Annotated in this window: 26 protein-coding genes; 18 read left to right on the top strand and 8 right to left on the bottom strand. The window is 44.7% G+C overall.

What is annotated here, in order from left to right:
* The first annotated feature begins 6 nt into the window (after positions 1-6).
* From OEX01_03730 to OEX01_03720, 3 genes are all read left to right on the top strand, one after another.
* Positions 7-360, top strand: a complete 354-nt coding sequence (locus tag OEX01_03730; protein MDH5448097.1) for a hypothetical protein — start codon at positions 7-9, stop codon at positions 358-360.
* 392 nt (positions 361-752) lie between these two features.
* Positions 753-1,964, top strand: coding sequence for a cation:proton antiporter (locus OEX01_03725; protein ID MDH5448096.1), 1,212 nt, complete (start codon positions 753-755; stop codon positions 1,962-1,964).
* A complete protein-coding gene (locus tag OEX01_03720; GenBank protein ID MDH5448095.1) occupies positions 1,961-2,701 on the top strand; it encodes an HAD family acid phosphatase in 741 nt (246 codons plus the stop codon). Before OEX01_03725 ends, OEX01_03720 begins: the two co-directional genes overlap by 4 nt.
* A 12-nt stretch (positions 2,702-2,713) precedes the next feature.
* Here OEX01_03720 and OEX01_03715 read toward each other — a convergent pair whose 3' ends face one another.
* Complete coding sequence (locus tag OEX01_03715) at positions 2,714-3,064, bottom strand: DUF3795 domain-containing protein (GenBank protein MDH5448094.1); 351 nt, start codon at positions 3,062-3,064, stop codon at positions 2,714-2,716.
* A gap of 125 nt (positions 3,065-3,189) precedes the next feature.
* On the opposite strand from OEX01_03715, the gene OEX01_03710 reads away from it, so the two are divergent.
* A complete protein-coding gene (locus OEX01_03710) occupies positions 3,190-3,651 on the top strand; it encodes a flavodoxin domain-containing protein (GenBank protein MDH5448093.1) in 462 nt (153 codons plus the stop codon).
* Positions 3,652-3,776: 125 nt separating this feature from the next.
* On the opposite strand, the gene OEX01_03705 is transcribed toward OEX01_03710, so the two are convergent.
* The 5 genes from OEX01_03705 to OEX01_03685 all read right to left on the bottom strand — a co-directional run bounded on the left by OEX01_03705 (position 3,777) and on the right by OEX01_03685 (position 7,576).
* Positions 3,777-4,037 (bottom strand): 50S ribosomal protein L23, encoded by a 261-nt coding sequence (locus OEX01_03705; GenBank protein ID MDH5448092.1) that lies wholly within the window; start codon positions 4,035-4,037, stop codon positions 3,777-3,779.
* A gap of 2 nt (positions 4,038-4,039) precedes the next feature.
* Positions 4,040-4,816 (bottom strand): 50S ribosomal protein L4, encoded by a 777-nt coding sequence (gene rpl4p / locus OEX01_03700; protein ID MDH5448091.1) that lies wholly within the window; start codon positions 4,814-4,816, stop codon positions 4,040-4,042.
* Positions 4,817-4,837: 21 nt separating this feature from the next.
* On the bottom strand, positions 4,838-5,848 hold the full coding sequence (locus OEX01_03695; GenBank protein MDH5448090.1) for a 50S ribosomal protein L3: 1,011 nt from the start codon (positions 5,846-5,848) through the stop codon (positions 4,838-4,840).
* 63 nt (positions 5,849-5,911) lie between these two features.
* The gene (locus OEX01_03690) at positions 5,912-6,688 is read right to left on the bottom strand and encodes a hypothetical protein (protein ID MDH5448089.1); all 777 of its coding nucleotides are present in this window, start codon (positions 6,686-6,688) and stop codon (positions 5,912-5,914) included.
* Positions 6,689-6,715: 27 nt separating this feature from the next.
* Positions 6,716-7,576 (bottom strand): RNA methyltransferase, encoded by an 861-nt coding sequence (locus OEX01_03685; GenBank protein MDH5448088.1) that lies wholly within the window; start codon positions 7,574-7,576, stop codon positions 6,716-6,718.
* A gap of 116 nt (positions 7,577-7,692) precedes the next feature.
* Between OEX01_03685 and OEX01_03680 the strand changes: the two genes are divergently transcribed.
* The 4 genes from OEX01_03680 (at position 7,693) to endA (ending at position 11,963) form a co-directional block, all read left to right on the top strand.
* Positions 7,693-8,811 carry a bifunctional phosphoglucose/phosphomannose isomerase gene (locus OEX01_03680; protein ID MDH5448087.1) on the top strand — a complete coding sequence of 373 codons (1,119 nt, stop codon included), beginning with the start codon at positions 7,693-7,695 and terminating at the stop codon, positions 8,809-8,811.
* Between the two features lie 86 nt (positions 8,812-8,897).
* Positions 8,898-10,643, top strand: a complete 1,746-nt coding sequence (glyS, locus tag OEX01_03675; protein MDH5448086.1) for a glycine--tRNA ligase — start codon at positions 8,898-8,900, stop codon at positions 10,641-10,643.
* Between the two features lie 86 nt (positions 10,644-10,729).
* Positions 10,730-11,389, top strand: a complete 660-nt coding sequence (locus OEX01_03670) for a DUF47 family protein (GenBank protein ID MDH5448085.1) — start codon at positions 10,730-10,732, stop codon at positions 11,387-11,389.
* A gap of 16 nt (positions 11,390-11,405) precedes the next feature.
* Entirely contained in the window at positions 11,406-11,963 is a 558-nt protein-coding gene (gene endA, locus OEX01_03665) for a tRNA-intron lyase (protein ID MDH5448084.1), read from the top strand.
* Between the two features lie 22 nt (positions 11,964-11,985).
* On the opposite strand, the gene arsM is transcribed toward endA, so the two are convergent.
* A complete protein-coding gene (arsM, locus tag OEX01_03660; protein MDH5448083.1) occupies positions 11,986-12,744 on the bottom strand; it encodes an arsenite methyltransferase in 759 nt (252 codons plus the stop codon).
* Between the two features lie 84 nt (positions 12,745-12,828).
* On the opposite strand from arsM, the gene OEX01_03655 reads away from it, so the two are divergent.
* The 9 genes from OEX01_03655 (at position 12,829) to OEX01_03615 (ending at position 24,018) form a co-directional block, all read left to right on the top strand.
* Entirely contained in the window at positions 12,829-13,170 is a 342-nt protein-coding gene (locus OEX01_03655) for a PadR family transcriptional regulator (GenBank protein ID MDH5448082.1), read from the top strand.
* 24 nt (positions 13,171-13,194) lie between these two features.
* A complete protein-coding gene (locus OEX01_03650) occupies positions 13,195-14,028 on the top strand; it encodes a DUF362 domain-containing protein (GenBank protein ID MDH5448081.1) in 834 nt (277 codons plus the stop codon).
* A gap of 62 nt (positions 14,029-14,090) precedes the next feature.
* The gene (locus tag OEX01_03645) at positions 14,091-14,264 is read left to right on the top strand and encodes a 30S ribosomal protein S30e (protein MDH5448080.1); all 174 of its coding nucleotides are present in this window, start codon (positions 14,091-14,093) and stop codon (positions 14,262-14,264) included.
* A gap of 37 nt (positions 14,265-14,301) precedes the next feature.
* Complete coding sequence (locus tag OEX01_03640) at positions 14,302-15,876, top strand: amidohydrolase (protein ID MDH5448079.1); 1,575 nt, start codon at positions 14,302-14,304, stop codon at positions 15,874-15,876.
* A 55-nt stretch (positions 15,877-15,931) separates the two neighbouring features.
* On the top strand, positions 15,932-17,533 hold the full coding sequence (locus OEX01_03635; GenBank protein MDH5448078.1) for a tRNA uridine(34) 5-carboxymethylaminomethyl modification radical SAM/GNAT enzyme Elp3: 1,602 nt from the start codon (positions 15,932-15,934) through the stop codon (positions 17,531-17,533).
* A gap of 38 nt (positions 17,534-17,571) precedes the next feature.
* A complete protein-coding gene (gene gatD, locus OEX01_03630; GenBank protein ID MDH5448077.1) occupies positions 17,572-18,888 on the top strand; it encodes a Glu-tRNA(Gln) amidotransferase subunit GatD in 1,317 nt (438 codons plus the stop codon).
* A complete protein-coding gene (gene gatE, locus OEX01_03625; GenBank protein MDH5448076.1) occupies positions 18,872-20,773 on the top strand; it encodes a Glu-tRNA(Gln) amidotransferase subunit GatE in 1,902 nt (633 codons plus the stop codon). The genes gatD and gatE overlap by 17 nt, the downstream gene beginning before the upstream one ends.
* Before the next feature lie 226 nt (positions 20,774-20,999).
* Entirely contained in the window at positions 21,000-21,182 is a 183-nt protein-coding gene (locus OEX01_03620) for a winged helix-turn-helix transcriptional regulator (protein MDH5448075.1), read from the top strand.
* Positions 21,183-21,561: 379 nt separating this feature from the next.
* A complete protein-coding gene (locus OEX01_03615; GenBank protein ID MDH5448074.1) occupies positions 21,562-24,018 on the top strand; it encodes a valine--tRNA ligase in 2,457 nt (818 codons plus the stop codon).
* A 17-nt stretch (positions 24,019-24,035) separates the two neighbouring features.
* Here the strand turns inward: OEX01_03615 and OEX01_03610 are convergent, their stop codons facing one another.
* Positions 24,036-24,506, bottom strand: coding sequence for an MGMT family protein (locus OEX01_03610; GenBank protein ID MDH5448073.1), 471 nt, complete (start codon positions 24,504-24,506; stop codon positions 24,036-24,038).
* A gap of 150 nt (positions 24,507-24,656) precedes the next feature.
* On the opposite strand from OEX01_03610, the gene OEX01_03605 reads away from it, so the two are divergent.
* Positions 24,657-25,661: inositol-3-phosphate synthase (locus OEX01_03605; GenBank protein MDH5448072.1), on the top strand; the 1,005-nt coding region annotated here is incomplete at its 3' end.

Raw genomic sequence — 25,661 nt, 5'->3', positions numbered from 1 at the left:
TTTATATTGAAAGCCGATTTTCCGTTTAAAGCCAGAATAGTCTACCTGATTTTGTCCAGAAAACCCGAGGAAGCGTTGAAGCAGCTTAGTGAGTACTACAATATTGAAGTTCCTAAAGTGAAGGTTGGTATGCCGAGAGGTCATGTGAAAAATCGGGGCTGCTATGTTGTTGGAAAGAAGACAATATACTTCTCAAACCAAAACGCCCTTTACAGCCCACACGTCGTACTTCACGAGTTCTATCACCACTTACGAACCCAAGGCAGAAAACATAAGGGCACCGAAAAGCGAGCTGATGCATTTGCCAAAGAATTTTTGGAAACGTATAAAGAGATAATTGGCATGTACAGTGACATTTAAGTGATGTTTAAACTGTTACTTTAGTATCTGACGCGAACTTTGCCGCCTAGTTCTTCTACTGTGGCTCTTAGTTTCGCTATTGTCTGCATCATTTTTCCGGTCACTTCTCCTTACCAGCGATGTGAGGAATAAACGATTTTTACTTCGATGAGGAATTCATATTTTTTTAGCAATTTATAATACCTCCATCAGTTTTAGTTTACTGAAGGGCATTCTAGAACTTGTAGCTTTTAACATGTATGAACTTGAAGTATGGATTTTCTATATTTTAGAGTTGGATTCTGAATCAGCTTTGCCGTTTGTTGTCGTTTGTGTGTGGTGCAGTGGCTAGATTGTTCTGTTAGGTTTCAGATATGGGTGTAATCTTTTAAGCTGAGGTGTTCATTTCTTGTTTGGAGTTGGTCGTCATCGAGGTTGCGGTTATTTTTTTTACTGTTGCGGTTATTATGGTTTTGAGTTTTGTTGGGGATTTGGTGTCTCGTAGGGTTTTGTTGCCTAATGTTATTTTATTGATTGTTTCGGGGATTGTTTGTGGTCCGGTGCTTGGCATGTTTGATAGGTCTGCTTTGGTGGAAGTGATTCCTTTTCTTGCTCCGCTTACGATTGCCTTCATTGGTTTTGATGCGGGTATGCATATGGATGTTCATGAGGTGTTGGCGCAGAGTCGGAGGGCGGTGTTGTTGTCGGTTTTGGGTTTTGTGTTTAGCACTACTGTTGTGGGAGTGTTTTTGCGTTTTGTGTTTGGTTTGAGGTGGGCTTTTGCTTTTTTGTTGTCTTCGGCTTGGGGTGGGGTGAGTATGGCTACGGTTAGTGCGGTTTGCAAGCATTTGCGGGTTAGAAAGGAGACTGTAACTACGTTGACGATGTCCTCGTTAATTGATGACCCGATTGTTTTGGTTTCTACGTTGACTATTTTGAGTTACATTACTTTGGGGAGTTTGAGTGTTGGTGAAGTTTCTGTTTTGTTGGTAAGGAATGCTTGTGTGTCGGTTTTTTTGGGTGCGGTTTTTGGGTTAGGGTGGTTGAATATTTTGTATTACTCCTGCAAAAGTGAGTTTACTTATACGTTTACGTTGGCAGCTGTGTTGTTGGTGTATTCGGGAACTGAGTTGTTGGGTGGGACTGGGGGGATTGCGATTTTTGTTTTTGGGTTGATTTTGGGGAATGGTAGGTCGTTGGCTAAGTCTTTGAGGTTAAAAGTTGATGTTGATGAGTTGTTTGAGTTGAAGGGGTTGATTGGACGGTTTCATGGAGAGTTGACGTTTATCTTGAGTACTTTCTTTTTTGTGTTTATTGGGTTGTTGTATATTTGGACGGGCTGGTTTGAGTTGTTTCTTGGATTAATCATTAGCCTTTTGCTTCATGGATGCAGGTTGGTTATAGTTAAGGTGGGGACTTGGAGGAGTTCTTTGGCCTCTGATTTTCCAGCTATTGGGTTGATTGTGGGGAAGGGTGTTGCTTCGGCGGCTATGAGTACTCTGCCTCTTGCTTACGGGCTTGCGGATGCTGAAATGTTTTCAAGTGTAGCGTTGAATGTGATACTGCTGACAAACATAATCTCAATCGTCCTTCCAATCTTAGTTGCTCGATCTTCAGTAAAATGAGCCAAAAAGTAATTATGCTCATGAATCAAAAACTGAATGAGGTTAACGTGATGGTTTGCGTCGTTGTTGATGTTGATGATACGTTGACAAGTACGACGCGTAGGATGAAGGGTGTGTGGCGTCAAGTCTTAAGTCGTGAAGTTCCTTTGGAGGCTGTGGAGACTTTTGGTTTGGAGCAGATTTTTATGAAGTTTGCGTCGGCGGAGCAGAAAGCGCATGTGAGGGAGTTTCAGAAGAGGTTTTGGGATGTTGTGCTTTGCTTGGATGAGGGGGGTGTCGGGCTGATGGGGTTGCATGAGGCGGTTCCTTTTGCGGCTGACGTTCTTCAGAAGTGGAGTAAGGAGTGTAGGTTAGTGTATTTGACCGGGAGGACTGAGAATATGCGTGAGTTAACTTTGGCTGAGTTGAAGAGATTTGGTTTTCCTGTTGATGGGATTGAGTTGTTGATGTTTAGTGTTGAGGATTACGGACGTGCTCGTGGGGTCGATCCTTCTGGGATAACGCTGATTGAAGCGAAGAGGAGGCTTTTCGCCTCGTTGGCTGAGCAGTATAATGTTGTCAGAGTTATTGATGATTATCCTGGCTATTTCCCTATCTTCAAGCAGTTTGGTGTTCCTGATAGGGTTGGTTTGCTGCTTCTTAAACGGTATAAACCGCAACAGTACATTGAGCGGGGTGCTACTAGAGTGGTTGATAGTTGGAAGGAACTGAAAGATGATTTTCCGAAATCGGTATAGTATTGTAATAAGTTAATATTTTAGTTGTTTATGTACGTTGTTTAGGGTTTGTTTTGCTTCGGGTGATCTTTGGTGGCTTGGAGCGAGTTTCGGGCAGGGGTAGTCGGCGCAGTGGGCGCAGTTTTCCACTTGTTTTTCGAGTCCGCATTGTCTTATGGTGCAGGCGTTCATGAAAGAGATGGTGCGTCCGTTTTTGATTAAGAGGCAACCGTCGCAGTTAATGTCTTCAGGCTTTAGAGGGTAGTTAGGAGTAGACCAAGCTTCGGCTACTTCTTTCCTTTTTTGGTTGCTATTTTCTTGGGTCGCGATGTAGGCTCGACAATTTTTGCAGTTTAACCCACAAAACGCAATTATCTTTTGCATGTATTTGACCTCTTAGGAATTAGCTTTTGTCTATTAATATAAGAGTTAGGATTTATTTTTAAGGTTGAAGTTTCTTCCACAAGTCATAAAAACTAAGAGAATAGGCATAATGAATGGTGAACGAAATGGTAAGGGTTATTGTCGTTTATGACACAAAGTATGGCAACACAAAGCTTGTAGCGGAAAAGATCATGGAGGGAATAGGCGAAATCGAGGGAATAGAAACTGCTATCAGTGATGTCAAGGAAACCGATCCTAAAAAGGCAGCCGATTATGATGCAATATTGATAGGGTCACCAACGCATTTTGGGGGACCTGTTAGGGGTATTAATAAGTTTATTGATAAACTTGGCAAACTTGACTTGAAGGCGAAATGGGTTGCTGTTTTTGACACCTATCTGGGAGAAGACTTCGAAAAGTCTGTGAAGAAAATGGAGAAGAGAATAAGCGAAAAGGTTCCCAGATTGAAACTAATAACTTCTGGCCTGTCAATAAGGGTTGACGGGATGAAAGGGCCAGTCACAGATGGAGAGTTCCCCAAATGCAAAGATTTCGGAAAGAAAATAGCAACTCAACTTAAGACTTGACCACGTATCTTTGAAGCAAATTGTAGAGAACAATTCCTTATCGACTTATATCTGCGAAGTACATTGTACAAAGTGAAAGTCACACTATAGATAGGGCTAATTCGAGAGATAACTTCATTCTATGTTTATAGTATTCCTAGTTTTATTGCTACGTCCACCGCTTTATAGTCGGGATGCAGCTTAACAAACGCCTTCTTCTCCCCCCGAGGCGTAATCAAAACATTAACCCTCTCCACCCGAACATCATACAACTCCTCAACCGCCCGCCTAACATCCGCCTTCCCAGCCTTCAAACTAACCATCAAAACCAACTTATTCTCCGTCTCCAACAGCCTACTAGCCACCTCAGTCATCAACGGATACAAAACAACATCATACGGATCCACGCCTAAGCAGCCTCCCCAAACTTCTCATTAAGCCTCTCAATAGCACTCTTAGACCAAACAGTAAGCCTCCCAAAATGCGTACCAGGCGCTAACAACCCCACATTCAACCCATCAACTAACACCACATCAACACCCGGCAAATTCCGCCCAGCACTAACAACACCCCTATCCTCACCAACAACAATCAAAGGACCAACAGCCTGCTTATACCGCCGCCCACGCGTCTTCCCCCGACCAGCCCGCACATGCCGACTCTCCTTCACCCGAAAAACATCACCCCAAACACCCAACGCCAACAAAACACCCTCAACCTCCTTCGTGCGCCGCAAACCCTCCACCTCATCAACCACCACCAACGGAAAATCCCGAACATCCTCAACCACATGCCCCCTCTTCGCCACCACACCCTTCACCCCAGTAGCAGCAACCGCACTATGCAAAGCCAAACCCATCTCCTTCCGCGGAACCCTCTTCACAATCTTCTTCTCAGAACGCGGTGGATGAGCACTATGACCACCAACAATACCAACCCCAAAAGCAGCCCGCCCCCCACCACCCTTCAACCTAGGCACCCTCGCAATCCCCAAACCAACACCCCGAGACTCAGCTGTAGTCCGCTTCCCAGCCATCGGATCCCGCCCCTGCGGCTGAAAACCCCGCGACTGCAAAGCCACAACAGCCCGCTTAACAACATCAGGACGCAACGGCGTCTTAAACACACTGGGAAGCTTAACCTTACCAACCGCTTTCCCCTTCAAATCAAAAACCTTACTCGACACCTTACCCACAAAGACACCCCACTATCTGCCTTGTTGTGACTCCAAAGAAACACTCACAATCTTCGGAGGCTCCGCAGAAACCACCTTAGGCGCTCGCGCAGGAACACGAAGCCGAATCAAACGCTTCTTGGCGCCAGGAACGCTTCCACTAAGCAAAATATACGGTGCCTTTACGACGCCGTATTTCACGAAGCCACCGCTGGGCGTCACTTCTTTGCCATCGATTCCTATCTTCAAAATACGCTTGTTATACTCGGTTCTATGATGATAACCCATCTGCCCAGCCCGTGGAACGGTGTACAAGACTCTAGGCGGCTTCCAAGGTCCAATACACGCCACGCCTCGTTTAATCTTTCTGGACTTGCGAGACAAAATTCTGATGCCCCACCGCTTCACAGGTCCTTGAAAGCCCTTTCCCTTAGAAACTCCCACAGCATCTACAAACTGTCCTTCCTTAAAAACGTCCGTAAACCCAACCGTCTTACCTAGCAGTCCCTTCGCATACTCGAACAGCTCGTTTATGGGTGCGCCGTCAACCTTTATCTCCATAAGCTCAGGCTTCTTCTTCGGAACGTTTGCTAATCGTGGTTGAGTAATCGTTAAAAGGCGAAGCTCCACAACGTCGTCTAAGTTTTCTTCAATCTTTTTGAAGCCACTTTCTGGGTCGAAATTTTCTGGCAGAGTTAAAACTCGTTCCAAATCTTCTGGGGGGTTTTTCATCCAAGCTTCGGTGAACGTTTTCAAACCATAATCTGTTCGGGTGTAGGCGCGGATTGCGCATACTAGGATTGGCGGGGTTTCGATGACTGTGACGGGTTGGTTGACTTCTTTTCCAAAATTTGGGGAACGAGGATGATCTTCCACGTAAAAAAGATGCGTCATCCCGGCTTTGTAGCCCATGAATCCGAGAAGTCTAACTCCTTCAGATATGGGGGGCCAGTAGCGTATTCTGCCGGTTTGTCGAGCGGCGCGTCCTCTAGGTAGGTATGCTAGGGATCCGCGTTTTGGAGCACTTTTCTTTCTATGCCCCATGGTTTTCCACTCGTCTCTGTTTCAATGCAAGCATCACGTTATAAAGGTTACGAAGCGATTTTTTTACTTGATAATGCGGTACACACCCAAACCCAGAAGCCACCCTCCGACTACCACAAGAGTGGCGGGAAAATAGCCAGCGAACTCGTAATTCAACATGATGATTTCGAAGAGAAGAAAAGCAAAGCCTACCGATACCGCAGATATAACTCCTGCTTTCCTATCATACTTCTGCGTAGTCTGAATGGCAAGTAAACCACCCAAAAATATGTCTCCCAACCCCAAGCCAATCCAGCTATCAACAGGAAACGTGGGAACTTGTATTAGCACCGGCAGCCCAAGCTCAACAAATTTGCCTGCAGCAGAGCCCATAAACCCTGTTCCAAAAACTTGGATAACATCCATAACAGTAATCAACCCAGCAAAAACTAAGACAGTTTTCCACGAAAAGAGACCACCCAAATAAATTGAAATAAATATGGCGAAGAGCAGTGCAAATGCGTTAAGCAAAATGATGTTCCAAGAGAGAAAGTAGAGTGCCACAAAAGCGATGGATGGTAAAACTGCAAAGTACCATTTCTCTAGGGCGATGTAAGTAAAGAGAAATAAGACGAAGGAGTAAGCCGCCAAAAACAAAACTAGGATGGCTTGCTGAGGAATAAACACGATAGCTGTAACCATAACACTCATGCCAATGACAAGAAACACAGCGTCACGAATCTGAAACTCTTTTTCTTCTTTAAAAAGCAGCTTTATCTTAGCTTCAAACTTAGCATACAACAAAACTATAGCTACCGTGACCACGCTAATGACCGATGGAAGCACTATGTCGAACAGCATACGCCACTATATGGCATGTGTGAAATTTTAACCTTTAGCAACCATCAAGTTAAGAATCCCCAAAGTCACAACCAACGCTTCCTCGGTGCGCACCGTCTCAACTCTTTGACAGGGAATTGTGTTTACTACAAAATCGGCAACATCATCCAAGTTCAAGTTTTCTTGCTTGACAATTTCGTACAACCCTTTTGTGGGCGCACCGAAAGCCACAAGAATTTTTTTAGAAGTTTTCCAACAGTTTACTATCTCTTTCGAAGTCTCCATGAAAGGCTTTCCATACTTCGAAGTTGCTATAACTAAATCGAAACCACGTTTCTTCAAAAGCTTTCCAAACGTCAAGCGTGAACGAGTTACTCGATACCCCCAATACTCCACAATTTCGCTGTGGCTCGCAACCTCTGCCTCCAACAGCTTTCTAGCCTTCCTTATCTTTACCGTGACACGAGTATTAATCGGAATTTTCTTGCCTCTTATCAACGCGTGTCGTTCGACACCTACATCCACAAGAGCCCCATCTTTAGTGTGGGATACAATTGCGCCTTCGCGATATTTGCCATCTTCCAAGTCTTTCACGCGATTTTGTAGAGGGTGGTGCGGTGTACGAAGAGGCGGCAGCACACCAGCATATCTTAGTTCAGGCTTTATTTTGAACAGTCGCTTCCGTAAGTACTGCGGCGTCTCCATGTAAGAAAGAATTGTGGCGATGAGGTCAATCTCTCGACTCTGGTTTCGCTTCGGAGTGTCTGGAAAAACGATAACTTCTTCTACGTCAAAAATTGCAGAGGTTCTCCCTACCATTCCGATTTTCAAAGTTTTTTCTCTGAGGTGTGGAATGTCAGAAACAATTGAGGCGGGGATTGCTATTGACATCTCACGATTAAGGACCAATTCTTATGTTCTCCATTTTTATAGAATAGAAACGTAGCCTTTTTACGTTAGCCATATTTTAAAGCTACCTGCTTTTAAAAGCTTAAACGCAGAAAATACGGTAAGTTGATGAGTGAATGCAAAAACTCACAGTTTTAGATCAGCCAGATAAGGTTAAGGCAATTGACAAGAGCAACATGCTTGGAGCGTGCGAGAAAACTCCAGATTTCTGCAGAGACGCAGTCAAACGAGCTGAAAAAGTAGAAATACCTATCAGCTACAAATCACCCAAGAACGTCATTGTCGCTGGAATGGGCGGCTCAGCCATAGGCGGAGAACTACTAAAAAACTGGCTGTATGACAGAGCGTCAATTCCCATTGAAGTTTGCAGAGATTACGTCCTACCCGCATACGCCAACGAAAACAGCCTTATCGTCGCGGTGAGTTACTCGGGAGAAACAGAAGAAACCCTAAGCGCCTTCCTAGAAGCAATAAAGCGACGCTGCATGGTTTTAACAGTGTCCTCTGGCGGCCACCTTCAAACATTCTCACAAAAACTAAAAATCCCACATATACTCATACCTTCAGATTCCCCTGCTCCACGTGCTGCAATCGCCTACCTATTCTTTCCACTTGTGGTGCTGATGAAAAAATTATGTGTCGCCAAAAAAGCAAACGAGGAAATTGAAGAAACTTTGCGTGTTTTGCAGAAAATCAGCGAAGAAAATGCGCTTCGAACCCCTCTGAAAAACAACATGGCGAAAAAACTTGCCTTAGAAATAGGAGACACAGTTCCGATAGTTTACGGATTTAGACAATACAATGCGGTAGCGCGACGCCTAAAATGTCAATTCAACGAAAACAGCAAGGTTCCAAGCAAATTCGACGTGTTTTCGGAGCTTAATCACAATGAAGTTGTTGGGTGGGAGGCGCCGAGAAACCTCACAAAAGCCTTCTCTATACTAGTCATCCGAGACTCGAAAGAGCCACGGGAAATCAAGCAGAGAATTGAGGTAACAAAGCAAATTGCGTCCAAAAAAGTTTGCAGGATTCTGGAAATCCGGGCAGTTGGCAAGCAGAAGCTGGCGAAAATGCTTTCAGCCATGTATATGGGTGATTTTGTGAGCATATATTTGGCGTTGCTGAGAGGCGTTGACCCGACTCCAACTAAGACAATTGCGCATTTGAAGAGGGAAATGAAGAAGGAATTTGACATGACAGCTAGGCTTGAAAAAGAAATCGAGAAAATAACCTGAAGTTTTCCAACAGCTTACGTTTGCTTTATTATAAAGAAACACACTAAAAGCTGTGATAATAACGGCTAAAGGGGAGTTGAAGCTTATTGCAGAAACCCGACAAGTACGAAATTGTCAGCGAACTTGCTAGGCGCCGAGGCTTCTTTTGGCCTTCCTACGAAATCTACGGCGGCGTCAGCGGCTTCTACACCTACGGACCCCTAGGCTCACTGCTTAAACAAAGAATTGAAGCGAAATTCAGAGATTTCTTCATCAAACCCCTCGACATCCTCGAAATAGAATCGTCCATTGTAACGCCGGCGAAAGTGTTTGAAGCGTCTGGCCACGTGAAAGCCTTCCAAGAACCCATGGTAGAATGCTCAAAATGTAAGAAAAAGTTTCGCGCCGACCATCTACTTCAAGAACAAACCAAAATGAGCGACACACAAACCGAAAAACTTAGTCTTCAAGAAATAGCCGCAGAAATAAAAAAGCACGACATAATATGCCCCGAATGTAGTGGCGAGTTAGGCGAGCCCAAATACTTCATGACCATGTTTACTACAACAATTGGACCTTACTCCGACGCTGTTGGCTACTGCAGACCCGAGGCGGCACAAGGCGTTTTCGTTGAGTTTAAACGCCTCTACGAGACTGCAAGAGAGAGGTTGCCCTTAGGTGTGGTTCAAATTGGCCATGCCTTGAGAAACGAAATCTCGCCTAGACAAGGTCTCATCAGACAAAGGGAGTTCACAATTGCCGACATCGAATTCTTTTTTGACCCGAAAGAACCTCAATGCCCCATGCTGAAGGAGGTTGAAAAAGAAACTCTACATCTTATCCCAACGGTGTTGAAACGGAAGGATGCTAAAAAAGCGGTGCAAGTAACGGTCAAAGAAGCCCTGCAGAAGGGATACATTAAAACAGAGTGGCAAGCATACTTCATGGTCTTGGCTAAACACTTCCTAAACGAGCTTGGAATTCCAGATGATAAGCAACGTTTTGCGGAAAAACTGGAGTGGGAAAGAGCTCACTATTCCGAGCAGGGTTATGATCAGGAAATCTACTTAGACCGCTGGGGATGGACAGAAGTTTCAGGCTTCAACTACCGCACAGACTACGACTTAAAACAGCATATGAAACATAGCGGCATGGACATGCAAGTTTTCAAAGAATACAACAAACCCACAATAACAGAAAAGGTTGTTGTCGAACCTGTCTTGGCTAAGATTGGGCCAGCATTCAAAAAAGAAGCTTCAAAAGTGGTGGCTCTGCTTTCGAAAGCCGACATTGAAGAAGTTGAAAAATCGCTGAAAGAAAACGGGTACTATACGGCGGAGTCGTTTAAAATTTTGCCCGAACACGTCAAAATTGTCCGCAAAGACATAGAAGAAACTGGGAGACGATTCGTCCCCCATGTTGTTGAGCCGAGCTTTGGAATAGACAGACTTGTATATGTGGCTTTAGAATATGCCTATGATAAGCGAGAGGACAGAACGCTTCTGAGGCTTCCAAGAGAACTTGCGCCTGTACAAGTTGGAGTGTATCCTTTAGTCACTAAAGACGGGTTGACAGAAAAAGCGAGAAGGCTACACAAGATGTTGCTGAAGGAAGGCTTTACGGTGGAACTTGACGAAGCTGGTTCCATTGGAAGACGCTACGCTCGAGCCGATGAAGTTGGTACACCACTCTGCGTCACGGTTGACTATCAAACATTAAAGGACGACACCATAACTATACGAGACCGCGACTCATGGAAACAAGTTCGCACAAAAATAGAAAATTTGCCCAAAAGTTTACACGCTTATTTCAGTCACAAAAAAGATTTTGAAGATATTGGAAAAAGCCTATAAAAAACGCTGGCAAGTTTCGTTAGCTTTTTTAGTGTATTCACACATTCTATGGTGGTGCCTGCAAGGCATTTTCCGGGGCGAGACAATTGGTTCTTCCGGTTGAAACAGAAGAGCGTGTAAAGCGAAGAGCACTTAGCGTTTGCCAAGATCATCTACGGAAGGTGCTGGAGATTACACGTAAAGTTCCCCAAATGGTTGACTGCTTCGCCGCCGACGACAAAGACACCGCGAGACAGGTTTTCGCCGAGATAAGAAAAACCGAAGAAGAAGTGGACAAAGCGAGACGAATTGTTTCTAAAGAACTTGCCCAAATAGGTGCCATACTTATAAACAGAGAAGATTTTCTACGCTTCACCAACTTAGCAAGCGAAATCTCAGATTTCTGCGAAGGTTTAGCGTTCTGGCTGCTTTCCATTATGGAACGCGGATGGAAGGTGCCGAAAGACATAAAGCGGGACCTCGTAAAGCTTGCAGAAGCCACACTGGACACTGTGATAAAACTTAGAGAAACCGCTATAACACTTTCTTACGGTTCTGAGAAGACTTTGGAGAAAGCCAGAGAGGTTGAAACTGCAGAACGTGTAGTAGACGATATCTACCGAGAGTTGGAAATCAAAATAATAAATAGCAATCTAGAGATTCAGGCAATGCTGCTTTTAAGAGACATAACGCAACTTCTTGAAAACGCAGCGGATAAGGCTGAGGATGCCTCGGACGCTGCACGTATATTGTCCTTCGCCATATAACAAAGCTGAGATCACAATGAGTAAGCATATTACGGTGGAATTTATCGAAAATTTTCTTGTTGTCTGGGATTCAGCGCAGAGTTCAGAACTTTATAAGATGGGATATTACGGCAAGCCTTTAGGAATACCCAAGCCAAAAATAGCCGAGTTCAACGTTCCACTAATCCTAGACCTCATGGAAGGACTATATCTAGTCGAAAACAAAATCATAGAGGTGGAGGAAGGCCCGAAAAATAAGAAGGTGAGGTTGAAGGAGCTTAAGCGAAGAGCTCGCAAACTGTACGACGAGTTTGACTCAAAATATGCGGTTTACCGCGACTTAAGAGGAAGTGGCTTTATTGTTACTCCCGGCATCAAGTATGGATGCGACTTTGCCGTTTACAAGCATGGACCTGGAATTGAACATGCGCCTTATATGGTGTCAGTAAAGAAGAATGAAGAGGACATGACGGCGACTGACATTGTAAAGGCTGGAAGACTTGCCACAACAGTGAGAAAAAGATTCATCGTTGCAGTGCCAGAGCTTGGAACAGAAAAGATTCAGTATTTAATATTTAAATGGTTCAAAGCGTAAACTGTCTTTTCCAGGCTGCTCCTTAATTGAGCGGTTTATTGGCTTTGACTTTAATGCTACTGGCAAGGCCCATAAAATCTTGTTTTGACACTAAGTGAATGTTCCTGAAACCGGCATTACTAATTTTTTGAAGATATTCTTCTTCCTCTAACGCGCCGGCTATACATCCCGCCCACATTTCAGGGTCTTTGCGAATTTCATCGGGTAATTCGCCTTGTGTTACTATATCAGAGACTAGCATCCGTCCCCCCGGCTTTAATACTCTAAAGACTTCCTTGAAGACCTTATCCTTGTTTGGTGAAAGGTTGATTACACAGTTGCTGATTATAACGTCAACCGAGTTGTCTTCAACTGTCAGATCCTCGATTTCGCTTAAGCGGAATTCCACGTTTTTTGTGTTCATTTTTTTCTTGTTTTCGTTTGCGAGCTTTATCATGTCTTCTGTCATGTCCACTCCAATAACTTTTCCAGCGGCGCCAACTTTCTTTGCTGCAAGGAAAGCATCGATGCCTCCTCCGGAGCCAAGGTCTAAAACCGTTTCCCCTTCCTTAAGATCGGCAAGCGCTGTTGGATTTCCGCAGCCTGCCACAGTGCTGAGTACGGTGTCTGGCAAATCTTTTAGCTCTTCATCTTTATATCCGATCTTTTGAGCATAACTGCCTTTCACATCTGTACAACATGTTGGCACGTTTCCGCTACAGGAGCACCCTCTTTTTGCTAGTTTTGAGTAGCGCTTTTTAACGAAATCTTTGATTTCCTTCTCATTGTGATCTGCTTTCAATTTATGAACCTCTTATTATTGGATGACCGATAATAGCGTCGGGGGGGAATATTTAAATGTATTGGACGCCCAATAATATTCTCAATGAACCCTGAAAAATGTTGTAACGTCGAACCTCCAGAATGCTGTGACATGAGAGGAATGCTTTCTTTTTACATACTCTGGTTGCTTTCAAAGAAATCCATGTATGGACAAGAAATTGCAGCCGAAATAGGTAGGAGAAGGGGCAGCAAACCTAATCCAGGAACGATATATCCCGCTCTGAAAGAGCTGGAAAAACGGGACTTAGTGAGGTCAAGTATCAAGGGGAGAAAGACAACTTATCATCTTACCAAAAAAGGCGAAAAAGGAATGCTAAATGCTTGTAAATACTTTTGTAGAGCTTTTGGAGAGATCTTCCGAGAATACGTTGATGAAATACAGTGAAGACTTTACCGATGTGATTTCTCTATGGTTGAAGTAGCTCTCGTCAAGGGTCCAAGAGAACCAAAAACAGTTTATGAAGCTGTTGAGCTTGTTGGCGGACTCGAGGAAATAGCAGAAGACTATAGTAGAGCTTTGATAAAGGTAAATTTTATTTCAACCAAAACTTACGAAACAGGCGTAACAACTGACCCTATAGTGGTAGAGGGTTTAATCCATAAAGCCTTAGAAGTTTTCGACCAAGTCTTTGTTGTAGAATCTGATGCTAGCATGACAAATGCAAATAAGGCCTGTGAAATCACAGGAGTGAAGGAAGTGTGCGACAAGAACGAAGTAGTATTTCTCAATTTGAGAAGAGAGAAAGACAGGGTTAAGTTGCTGATTCCAAACGCTGAGACGCTTAAGGAGATTAAAGTGCCGCGAATAGTTGTGGATTCAGCTGTAATTAATGCTGCAAAATTGAAAACCCACAGTGTTACAGGCGTGTCTCTCGGGATGAAGAACATATTCGGTCTCTTGCCAGAAAAGATGAAGTTCAAGTATCATCTCAAAAACATGAATAAAGTTGTGGTAGACATAAACGCGGTGTTACAACCAGAATTCACGATAATCGATGGATTTTATGCCCTTGAAGGGCCTGGTCCTACTTCTGGAACGCCAGTTAAGATGAATTTGTTGATCGCTGGCAAGGATGTAGTAGCAGTGGATGCAACTGCCTGTCGAGTGATAGGCATAAACCCCACCGAAATATATCACATCAAACGTGCATACGAAAAGGGCTTCGGTGAGATGGATGAAGCAAAAATAAGCGTGGTTGGCTCGAGAATAAACGAAGTTAAAAGACGGTTCAGAAGAGACTAGGAAATGCTTAAAAGAGCCTATACGATAGTTTTTCAGCAGTAAAGGAGATATGATTAGCGAAAATGCCAACTCACGGGTCGCTTTCAAAAGCGGGTAAAGTGCGTAGTCAAACCCCTAAAATACAGCCCACTCCCAAGAAAAGTGCTGTTCCCCGAAGGCGAGCAAGACGAAACTATGAAAAACGTATAATTCTGCAACGAAAAGCTGGGCAGAATTGGGGAAAAAGGCGTTACTGACAAGTCTTTTAACGGTGCAGCCTAATACTTCTCGTCTATGCTATACGCTGACTTGGTTCTTGTAAATGGCAATATAGTCACTATGAATTCTGCACAGCCAAAAGCCCAAGCAGTAGCAATAAAAAATGGCAAATTTGTCACAGTCGGCACTAACAGGCAAATTCTTTCTTATGCTGAGGAAAACACCAAGAGAATAGACCTTAAGGGCAAGACAGTCGTTCCAGGCTTCGTTGATGCACACGTGCATGGCGCGTCACTGGGGCGGGTCTTATCTCAAATTAATCTACGTAACGTAAAATCAATAAAGGAAATCCAGCGAAAAGTCAAGCAATGGACTAAGAAAACCGCTGTGGGTAAGTGGATAATTGGCAGAGGATGGGATCAAGACAAGCTCATTGAACATCGATATCCTTCACGTTTTGACCTAGATCAAGCAGCACCTCGCCACCCAGTTTTTTTGCTACGCGTATGCGGACACCTTGGTGTGGTTAACTCAAAAGCTATGAGACTCGCTGGAATCACGGAGCAGACAGAACCGCCCGAAGGTGGATGTATAGACAAAGACCCAAAAACTGGTGAGCTGAATGGTATTCTGCAAGAGAACGCTCGTAACCTTATTTACAAGGTTTTACCTGAGTCTAGTGAGAAAAACCTTACGAGCATATGTTTGTTGGCTTGTCAGAGAATGGTTGAAGAAGGTATAACCACCGCTCATTGGATAATAAGCTCAGCAAGTGAATTGCATGTGCTTCAAAAATTAAATAGTCGCAACATGCTTCCACTACGTATCTACGTGTTGATACCAGTCGAATTTCTTGACAACCTTGTCGAGTTGGGTTTATCAACAGGCTTTGGAGGCGACAAAATTAAAGTTGGCAGCATCAAAATATTGGCAGACGGCTCTCTAGGAGCAAGAACGGCAGCACTAAAACAACCTTACAATGACACGCCAGAAACTGAAGGAATGATGCTTTATTCACAAAAACAGCTGGAGAAATTTGTGGAAAAAGCGCATGAAGCCAATTTGCAGCTAGCCATCCACGCCATAGGCGACAAAACAGTTGAAGTGGTGCTGAAAATCTTGGAGAAAGAGCTTGGGAAGGTGCCGAAAGAAAATCACCGTCACAGACTGGAACACGTTTCTGTTCTTAATCCGCGGCTAATAAAGAAAATGAGAGAAATCGGCGTCATTGCGTCTGTGCAGCCTCACTTTGTGGTTTCGGATTTTTGGATAGTAGATCGTTTGGGAAAAGCTAGAGCTAGATGGGCTTATGCGTTCAAAAGTCTCTTTAAAGAAGGAATAATGAATATGGGGGGCTCTGACGCTCCAGTAGAACCCATCAGCCCAATCTTAGGCGTTTACGCTGCGGTTGCAAGAAAAACGTTTCCACAAGAACAGTTAACCGTCGAAGAAGCTTTACGACTTTACACCATAAATGCTGCCTACGGCTCCTTCGAAGAAGACATCAAGGGTTCGATAGAGAAAGGTAAACTTGCCGACTTTGTGGTGCTCTCCCAAGACCCTTACAAAACTGCACCCAAACAAATTAAGAATATAAAGGTAGAGATGACAATAGTCGGCGGCAACACCGTTTACACCAGAAAGCAGTAACTCGGCGACTACATCCTTATTTTAAAGCACCGATGCATAGTTAGATGAGACTATCATGAACCGAGAAGTCTGCCGCGAAATCATCGAATCCCTAATGAAGATTCCCAAACCCACAAAAGAAGACGTTAACATAGCCAAGGTAAAAGTTGCAGGCAAGCAAGGCTTGGCATGTGTTACTCCCAACTCAGAACTAATACAATGCCTAAACCCCCATGAAAAACGGAAACTATTGTCCGTGCTGAAAAGGAAAGCCACACGCACCATCTCCGGCGTCACAATAATTGCAGCAATGACAAAGCCGTGGCCATGTCCTCATGATGCTCCGTGCGCCTATTGTCCAGGAGGCCCTTCTCAAGGAGTTCCGCAGAGTTATACGGGTTATGAGCCAGCGGCTATGCGAGGAATACAGAACCAGTACGACCCTTACATGCAGGTTAGGAGCCGCATAAAACAACTGAAAGCGATTGGCCACGTAGTTGACAAGGTGGAACTGATAGTTATGGGCGGCACGTTCCCAAACACGCCTACAGATTATCAGGAAGGTTTTGTTAAAGGATGCTTAGACGCACTAATAGGGACTGAAACAGAGAGCCTTGAAGAGACTAAAAGGCTTGCCGAGACTAGCAAGATTCGCAATGTAGGCATCACTGTCGAAACCCGCCCCGACTGGGCTAAAAGAAAGCAAATAGACCACATGCTGTCCATGGGCGTAACTCGTGTGGAGGTTGGAGTGCAGAACGTTTACGACGACATCTATCGCCATGTTAAACGAGGCCACACAGTCAAAGACGTAGTTGAAGCCACACGCATGCTAAAAGACGCGGGTTTGAAGGTGCTTTATCACCTCATGCCCGGGTTGCCAGGGTCAGGTTTTGAGAGAGACTTGGAAGGATTCAAAACGGTTTTTGCTGACTCGGATTTCAAGCCTGATATGATCAAGATTTATCCATGTCTTGTTTTGAAAGGCACCAGGGCTTATGAGTGGTGGAGGAATGGTAAATACACTCCCTACTCCACAGAAGAAGCTGTTAGACTTATTGCTGAGGTAAAGAAGCTTGTTCCTCCGTGGGTTCGTATTATGCGGATTCAGCGGGACATCCCAGCCTATTTGGTTGAGGCGGGAGTTAAGAAGAGTAACCTTAGGCAACTTGTTTTGAAGAGGCTGGAACAGGAGGGTGTGAGGTGTCGTTGTATAAGGTGTCGCGAGGTGGGGCACCGATGGCTCAGAGACAAAGTTAAACCTGACCCTGAAAATGTGCAAATTCTTTCGGTGAGAGAGAAAGCCTCAGAAGGAGTTAACGTGTTTATTTCTGCCGAAGACCCTGTTAACGACGTTCTCATAGGGTATCTGCGACTGCGCATACCTTCCGAAAATCCTCATCGACCCGAAATACTGTCCGAGCCTTCTTCGATTGTGCGTGAGCTTCACGTGTATGGCTATCTTGTTCCGATCGGGAAGCGCATTGCTAGAGCGTGGCAGCACAAGGGTTACGGCGCTGTCTTACTTTCTGAGGCGGAACGAATCTCAAAGGAAGAGTATGGTAGGCGAAAAGTTGTAGTTATAAGCGCCTTAGGAACAAAAAGGTACTACATGCGTTTCGGCTACAAATACGACGGTCCCTACATGTCTAAAATGTTGAAGAGGCAAAAGAGTTGAGTGAAAAGTTTCCGGGTTACAAAGGCAAAGTTCTTGGAATGTTGAAAGAAGCCAGAGCGGAAATTGGAGATATTATTCGTGTTTTGAAGGATGGAGAAACATATGAAGGTGTGCTTATTCCAAGGTCAGAATCTGGCGATGACAAACATATAGTGATTAAGCTGAGAAACGGCTACAACGTTGGAATCCAAGTAACTCACGAAACAAAGATTGAAAAAATCGGAACGGGAGCAAAACCTACGTTTTCAACGCCGCCTCTACCTAAACAAAAATCAAAACTTCCCAGAGTAACCATTCTCAGCACGGGAGGCACAATTGCAAGCAGAGTAGACTACAGAACAGGCGGAGTAAGACCCGCACTCACAGCAAACGACCTCTACAGCGTTGTCCCAGAACTTTCCGACATAGCCATAATAGAAACAGAAATCCTCTCCAGCGTATTCAGCGAAAACATAACGCCCAAACACTGGACAAAAACCGCAAAACACGTTGCCAACCACATTGAAAACGGCGTTGCCGGAGTGGTTGTGGCGCATGGAACTGACACAATGGGCTATACCGCAGCTGCGCTAAGCTTTGCACTACAAGACTTGCCCGTGCCAGTAATTCTAGTCGGCTCTCAACGCTCCGCTGACAGACCGAGCTCAGACGCCGCAACTAACCTAATTGGAGCCGTAAAAGCTGCAGCAAACGCGCCTTTTGCAGAAGTTGCTGTCGCCATGCATGATACAGTTTCTGACAAAGCGATTGTCTTTCATCGGGGAACCAAGGTGAGAAAGTGTCACACTAGCCGTCGTGATGCTTTCAAGTCTGTAAACGTGGAGCCGTTGGCTGAACTTGAAGATGGCAAAGTCAGAATGCTAACCGAAGTTTACAATGAACGAGACAGTAAACGAAAGTTGATGGTGAAAACCTTGTTCGACAAAAAAGTTGCCCTTGCAAAATTCTATCCCAGCATGGACGCAGGAATTATCGACTGGTATGTTGACAACGGTTTCAAAGGCATCATTTTAGAAGGAACAGGTTTGGGGCATATAGGTAACTACTGTTTCTCTGCCATAAAAAAAGCAGTTTCACAGAACATCATAGTCGGCATGACCTCCCAATGCATCTGGGGACGAGTAAACATGAACGTTTACGACACGGGTAGAGACCTTCAGGAAATCGGCGTAATCCCATTTGGAGATATGTTGCCTGAAACGGCGCTTGTAAAAATGATGTGGGTGTTGGGGCAAACAAAGGATGTTGAGGAAGCAAAGAAACTCCTCACAAAAAACATTGCCAACGAATTCTCAGACCGAACAGTTCTTGAAAAGAGCCAAAGGAGGAAGATGATTGGTGACTATAGATTATAAGAAAATAGGCTTAAAAGTAGGCTTAGAAATACACCAGCAATTAAACACCGAAAAGAAACTCTTTTGCAGTTGCAAGACAGAGCTTTTCAAGGAAGAACCAGAAATCACCTTCTTACGTAGACTGCGCCCAACACAAAGCGAGCTAGGACAAATTGACCCCGCTGCTTTTTTCGAGTTTCAAAAAGGCGTCAAAATACTATACGAAGCTAATAAAGACACGGCGTGTTTGGTGGAGATGGATGAAGAACCGCCTCATAATTTAAATCGCGAAGCGTTAGAAACAGCGCTTATCATTTCGCTTATGCTGGAGTCTAAGCCTGTTGACGAAATTCATGTCATGCGAAAAACAGTCATCGATGGCTCAAACACCACGGGCTTCCAGCGCACTTGTGTAGTAGCTTTTAACGGTAAAGTTGAAACCAAGGAGAAGACCGTTCCAATTCAACATATGAGTCTCGAAGAAGACGCAGCTCGAAAAATGGGCAAAAACAGCATCATTGTCAAATATCGTATTGATCGCCTTTGCATTCCCCTTGTGGAGGTTGCAACCGCTCCAGTTATCTATACGCCACAAGAAGCAGAAGAGGTTGCTTTGGCTATTGGGCGGATTCTGCGAGCAACAGGCAAGGTGAAAAGGGGCTTAGGCACCATACGGCAAGACTTGAACGTTTCAATTCGTGATGGTGCTCTCGTGGAGATTAAGGGAGTGCAGGAGCTTGAGCTTGTTTCTTTAGTTGTTGAGAACGAGGTTCAGCGGCAGCTTAATCTCCTAAAAATAAAAGAAGAGTTAACGAAACGAGGCGTTAAAGAAAAAGACGTTAAAAACGTGTTTGTGAACGTTACACATGTTTTTGCAAAGACTAAGTGCAAGGTTATTCGTGCTGCTCTAGAACGAGGCAAGCAAGTTCTCGCTGTCAAATTACAGAAATTTGAAAATCTCTTGAAGAAGGAATTAACGCCTGATGTTAGGTTGGGCACTGAGATGGCGGATAGAGCTCGGTTTTGGGGGCGTGTCGGCGGCATCTTTCACACAGACGAGTTGCCTGCCTACGGAATCACTGCAGAAGAGGTTGACACGTTGAAGCACGTTATGAATGCAGAGCAGGGCGATGCTGTGGTTTTTGTTGCGGACGTTTTGGGAAATGCGTCTGATGCTTTAAAAGCGGTGAACGAACGGGCAAAAGAAGCTTTGAAGAAGGTACCGCAGGAAACTCGCGCTGCAAAACCAGACGGGTCAACTCGTTATATGCGGCCTAGACCTGGCGCTGCTCGCATGTATCCTGAAACTGATGTGCCTCCCATCCAGATTTCACGGGGCTATGTTGAAAGTTTGCGTAAGTGTTTGCCTGAGTTGCCAGAGAGGAAGATGCAGCGTCTGATGCAGGATTATGGGTTGAACGAGAAGTTGTCGAAGCAAGTTCTTGATTCTGAGTTTAGCCAACTTTTCGAAGAGGCTGTTAGTAATGGTAGAGTTTCGCCTACGATGGTTGCTGTTGTTTTGACTGAGATGTTGAAGGCTTTGAGACGTGAAAATGCGGAAATTGGAAAAGTGTCTGATGAGCAGTTTTTGGAGTTGTTCCGTTTGGTGGGTTTGGGAGAGGTTGCGAAGGAGGCGGTTTCGGATATAATTGTTTGGTTGTCGAAGCACGAGGATGCAGATGTGGCGGGGGCGGTTGATGCTCTTGGTTTGGGTATGCTTTCGCGAAGTAAACTTGAAAAAATTGTTAACAGCTTAATTGAAGAGAATCGAAGTCTTTTGGTAGAGCGTGGGGAGAAGGCTTTTGGTGTTCTTATGGGTTTGGTGATGAGGCGGGTGAGAGGAAGAGCAAAAGCTGAGTTTGTAAGTAAGCTAGTGAAGAGGAAACTTAAAAATTTCAAGAAATAGTTTGCGCTGTGCATTCATGTGCCTCCTAGACTCTTTAGATTCTAAAAAGGTCCAAATAGGTGGATAATAGAAGCCAAATATGTGAGAGACACTTTTGCTGAGAGTTTCACAATTATTGAAAATTTCAAAGCGGTTTCTCTTAAAATTATAAGGGGTATTGGATAAGTTATAAATAGAAATTGAGACGGAAAATATAAAAAAACTCTTGTATGTGTGGTGTTGTTTGTTGGGTAAGCTTGACAGACCCGTCCTAGAAATCTTACAAAACTCGCCGGAACCTCTAACTTTAGCTGAAATTGCCCAAAAACTCGATAAACCAGAAAAAACCATCTTTAGAACCCTGAAAAGACTTTTCGAAAAAGGCAAAATAAACACCAGAGGGCGTCAATACACAATTGCAAAAGAATAAACCTAACTCTTCATCTCTTCCTTCTTCACACCTGACATCATAATATAAAACCCGATGAGCAAAAAACTACACTCCCAAAGATTATTGGCACAAAATTCTGCTAAGCTGGAGAAGTAGCCCAAGAATAGGAATGATAAATCACAGACGGATACCAGAGAGAGCCCAGAATAACAAAATAATCGCAATACCAAGAATTATCAAACCTAGCCAAAAAACCAGAGTCTTTTCGCTTCTAAACATAACAGCCACTCCCCGACAATTTTGACGCCACTATACCCTTTTATGCTTTTAGTGTACACATCGCGGCAGAATGATAATGGTTATTTATCTCCCTTGCCTATCTGCATAAAAGACTATGCGTTTACTGGAAGTTTATACTATGAAGCCCCTGCCTAAAAAAATCGATTTCCTCGCTACTGAAGAAAAGTGGCAACGTAAATGGGAAGAGCTAGGCATTTACCACTTTGACTGGAACGACCACTCTAAGCCCACCTTCAGCATCGACACCCCACCGCCTTATCCCAGTGGGGAATTCCACATGGGCAATGTTCTCAACTGGACTTATTTTGATATTGTCGCCCGCTACAAGCGCATGCAAGGCTTTAACGTTTACTTTCCTCAAGGCTGGGACTGCCACGGCTTGCAAATCGAAAGAAGAGCCGAAAAAGAATACGGCGTTAGAAAGTCTGAAACTCCCACATCCGAATTCATCAATCTCTGCAAGGAGTTCGTAGACAAATACATAAACGTCATGAAAACCGCCATAAAACAGCTTGGCTGTAGCAACGACTGGACAACCGAATACAAAACCATGAACCCGGACTACTGGCGTCGTACTCAGCTAAGCTTCATACTGCTCTACAAGAAGGGCTACATCTACCAAGGCACACACCCCGTAAATTGGTGTCCCAGCTGCGAAACTGCCATAGCAGACGCTGAAGTAAACTACGAAGCACGACAAGGCACTCTTTATTACATCAGATTCTCACTAGAAAAAAGCTGCTATCTAACCATCGCCACCACACGCCCCGAACTCATACCCGCCTGCGTCACCGTCGCCGTCAACCCAAAAGACAAACGCTACAAACAATACGTAGGCAAGAACATCCACGTCCCAACTACAAATCGCACCGTCAAAATAATCACAGACAACATGGTAGACCCAAAATTCGGCACAGGCGTAGTCATGATATGCACCTATGGCGACAAAGCAGACGTAAAGACTGTCGCCAAACACAAGCTTCCTAGAATCACAACCCTAACCAAAGATGGAAAAATGAACCAAAACACAGGCAAATATGAAGGCTTAACAGTTCAAGAAGCAAAAAAAGCCGTAGCTGAAGACCTTGAAAAACAAGGCTTGCTGGTTAAGACCGAGCCTATCCAACAAGAAATAGGTCTCTGCGACCGCTGCGACACTCCCATCGAAATCTTAGAAACGAAGCAGTGGTTCATGAAAACCCGACAACTAACAGACCACGTGGAAAAAACTGCCGACACCCTCAAATGGTATCCGGAATACATGAAAACTCGCCTCATCGACTGGGCAAAATCACTGGACTGGAACTGGGTCATCAGCCGCCAACGAGTCTTTGGCACCCCGATTCCTATATGGTACTGCCAAAAATGCGGCGAAATGATATTAGCAGAGGAAACTTGGCCTCCAATAGACCCAAAACAGGAAAATCCAAAAATCAAAAAATGCCCAAAATGTGGCTGCGAAAAATTCATTTCTGAAAGAGACGTGTTCGACACTTGGATGGACTCTTCAATAACCTGCGCTGTACACGCAGGATGGCCAGATAAATCTGAAAAGGAGTGGCGAAGACTTTTTCCAGCAAATCTCCACGCCTCAGGTACTGACATTATCCGCACATGGGCTTACTACCTCATGGTGCGCCACCTCGCCCTCTTCAACAAGACACCCTACAAGGCTTGTCTTATCAACGGTATGGTTCTCGGCAGTGATGGGCGCAAAATGAGTAAAAGCCTCGGCAACTACATTGCCACTCCAGAAGTGTTCAAAAAGTATGGTGCAGACACAAGCAGACAGTGGGCAGCAGGCGGCGGCACCACAGGTTCAGATATACCTTTCCGTTGGCCAGACGTAGAATATGGATGGCGTTTTCTCATAAAATTGTGGAATGCCTCTCGCTTCGCCAGTCTCCTATTGAAAGACTACAAACCTGCAAATGCTTCAAAACTGGCTCTTTTAGACAGGTGGCTTCTGGAAAGGATGAATCAGGCCACGTTGAGGATTACTGAGGCGTTGGAGAAGTGTCAATTCAACATAGCTTTGGAGGATATTAGAAACTTTGCTTGGCGTGACCTCTGTGACAACTACCTAGAAGCGGCAAAGCATAGGCTTTACAAGGGTGAAGTGTACGGCACAGAAAAACGCGAAGCTGCCCAATATACGCTTTACACTGCTCTTTACCGCCTTCTCCAACTGTTTGCCCCAATCGCTCCTCACATCACGGAAGAAATTTATCAAACCATGTTCGCCGAAGACATGAAGCATAAAAGCATACACTTGTCACCGTGGCCCCATGTGAAAAAGGAAAAAATCGATGTGAACACTATAGAGAAAGGCGACTTGCTCGTGGCAGTGATAGGTGAAATTAGAAGAGAGAAGGCGAGGAAGAGAATGCCGCTGAACGCCCCAATTAAAGAATTAAGAGTCTACGCCGGAACCAAAGAAAACGCTGAAACGCTAGCTAAGTCTTCTGAAGACATTGCGGGTACTTGCAAAATCGAAAAAATTAACATACTGCCACGAAAGAGTGAGGGTGTAGCAGTTCAAGGGTACGGTGACGTTCGGTTTATTGGCGTATAGCTAGAAAGCTTGAATGCTTATAGTTTTGCCAATGCCTTTTCGTAGTCTACGACAACATGTTTTTTACCTTTCTGGATTACTTTGTGTCCTTCTTTTTCTAGCAGTGTCTTTTGTCCTTCTGCTCCGCCAGGATATTTCGGATTTATGACTCCACCTGCTTTTAGGGTGCGCCAATAAGGTGTAATATCTTTTCCACCCTTTTCTCTTTCTTCTTTGGCGGCTTCAGCTGCAATTCTTGCGAAGATTCCTGTGGTTAAAGAGCAGCCAATAGTTGCTCCGTGTTTCTTGGCCAGAGTGGTGCGGATTTGGTTTATGGTTATGAGTTTTTCTTTGGGTACTTTTCTCATCATTTCGTCGACTTCTATCGGCGCCGGGATGACTACTGTTCCCGTGCCCCATCTTTTGCTCATTTTGTCTGTGATTTTTTCTACTCTTGGCAGGTCTTTGCTGTCGTGTAGTTTTTCAGACCAACTTTTCTTCTTTGGCATGATTTGTTCCCGGAATTAACTGTGCAATTGCCGTTTTAATAAGTCTTAGTACGCGTACAGATGGCGGATGGGCTTTTGGAGATGTCTTTGGGGTTCGAAAGAGTTTTGAATAGAACAGTGTATCTCATAAGCGTGGCTGGTGACATTTGAATGACGAAGATTAAAATTGCATTGGCTGGTGTTGGAAATTGTGCTTCAGGGTTTGTCCAAGGTCTACATTATTATAAAGATTCCGACAATGCGGAAGACGTTGTTGGGCTGAGGCGGTTAGTTCTTGGTGGTTATCATCCGCGGGACATCGAGGTTGTTTCAGCTTTTGACATTGACGCTCGAAAGGTTGGAAGAGATTTGTCGAAGGCTATTTTTGCTGAGCCGAACAACACTTTGAAGTTTGCTCAGGTTCCCGAATTAGGCGTTTCTGTTCAGAAGGGGCAGGTCTTGGATGGTGTGGGTAAGTATCTGAAAGACGTCGTGAAAGTCGATTCTTCCCCAGATATAGATGTAGCACAAGTGTTGAAGGAGAGCGATGCGGAAATTGTTGTTAATCTTCTTCCAAGTGGTGCGGTGAGGGCTTCGCGGTGGTATGCGGAGCAGGCGCTTCGGGCGGGTTGTGCGTTTGTTAATGTAACTCCTGTAGGTATTGCCAGTGATGTGGCTTGGGCGGGGCGGTTTGAGGATGCGGGTTTGCCTGTTGCAGGTGATGATTTGATTGATCAGGTGGGTGCTACTACGTTGCATAAGACGTTGATGAGGTTGCTTTCGGCGCAAGGTGTTCGTATTTCCCAGACTTATCAGCTTGATGTGGGTGGGGGGACGGAGTCGTTGGATACATTGGAGAGGAGTCGGGAGACTAAGCGGGTTGTGAAGACGAGGACGGTGGAGTCGGCTTTGCCTTATGAGGCTTCGGTTGTGGCTGGGACGACGGATTATGTAGATTTTCTACAGAACAGAAGAGACAGCTACATGTGGCTCAAAGGATTATACTTTGGAAAGGCACCAATGGAAATTGAACTGCGACTGTGCACGGTTGACGGCCCGAATGCTGGTTCTGTCCTTTTAGATATTATAAGGGCGGTTAAGGTTGCTCTTGAAAGAGAAGAAGCAGGAGCGATACTGAGCATATCTGCTTATGCCTTCAAACACCCGCCCAAAATA

It is taken from the genome of Candidatus Bathyarchaeota archaeon (genome assembly GCA_029882535.1).
GTDB lineage: Archaea > Thermoproteota > Bathyarchaeia > Bathyarchaeales > SOJC01 > JAOUKM01.
The sequence above is the reverse complement of the archived record's forward strand: the minus strand, read 5'-3'. Positions and strand labels throughout refer to the sequence as shown.

What these genes read in the sequence shown, in the direction of transcription:
- OEX01_03720 (MDH5448095.1), top strand. Translation starts at nt 1,961, where the DNA reads ATGAGCCAAAAAGTAATTATGCTCATGAATCAAAAACTGAATGAGGTT.
- OEX01_03715 (MDH5448094.1), bottom strand. Translation starts at nt 3,064, where the DNA reads ATGCAAAAGATAATTGCGTTTTGTGGGTTAAACTGCAAAAATTGTCGA.
- OEX01_03710 (MDH5448093.1), top strand. Translation starts at nt 3,190, where the DNA reads ATGGTAAGGGTTATTGTCGTTTATGACACAAAGTATGGCAACACAAAG.
- OEX01_03695 (MDH5448090.1), bottom strand. Translation starts at nt 5,848, where the DNA reads ATGGGGCATAGAAAGAAAAGTGCTCCAAAACGCGGATCCCTAGCATAC.
- OEX01_03690 (MDH5448089.1), bottom strand. Translation starts at nt 6,688, where the DNA reads ATGCTGTTCGACATAGTGCTTCCATCGGTCATTAGCGTGGTCACGGTA.
- OEX01_03680 (MDH5448087.1), top strand. Translation starts at nt 7,693, where the DNA reads ATGCAAAAACTCACAGTTTTAGATCAGCCAGATAAGGTTAAGGCAATT.
- endA (MDH5448084.1), top strand. Translation starts at nt 11,406, where the DNA reads ATGAGTAAGCATATTACGGTGGAATTTATCGAAAATTTTCTTGTTGTC.
- OEX01_03655 (MDH5448082.1), top strand. Translation starts at nt 12,829, where the DNA reads ATGAACCCTGAAAAATGTTGTAACGTCGAACCTCCAGAATGCTGTGAC.
- OEX01_03650 (MDH5448081.1), top strand. Translation starts at nt 13,195, where the DNA reads ATGGTTGAAGTAGCTCTCGTCAAGGGTCCAAGAGAACCAAAAACAGTT.
- OEX01_03645 (MDH5448080.1), top strand. Translation starts at nt 14,091, where the DNA reads ATGCCAACTCACGGGTCGCTTTCAAAAGCGGGTAAAGTGCGTAGTCAA.
- OEX01_03640 (MDH5448079.1), top strand. Translation starts at nt 14,302, where the DNA reads ATGCTATACGCTGACTTGGTTCTTGTAAATGGCAATATAGTCACTATG.
- OEX01_03635 (MDH5448078.1), top strand. Translation starts at nt 15,932, where the DNA reads ATGAACCGAGAAGTCTGCCGCGAAATCATCGAATCCCTAATGAAGATT.
- gatD (MDH5448077.1), top strand. Translation starts at nt 17,572, where the DNA reads ATGTTGAAAGAAGCCAGAGCGGAAATTGGAGATATTATTCGTGTTTTG.
- OEX01_03615 (MDH5448074.1), top strand. Translation starts at nt 21,562, where the DNA reads ATGAAGCCCCTGCCTAAAAAAATCGATTTCCTCGCTACTGAAGAAAAG.
- OEX01_03610 (MDH5448073.1), bottom strand. Translation starts at nt 24,506, where the DNA reads ATGCCAAAGAAGAAAAGTTGGTCTGAAAAACTACACGACAGCAAAGAC.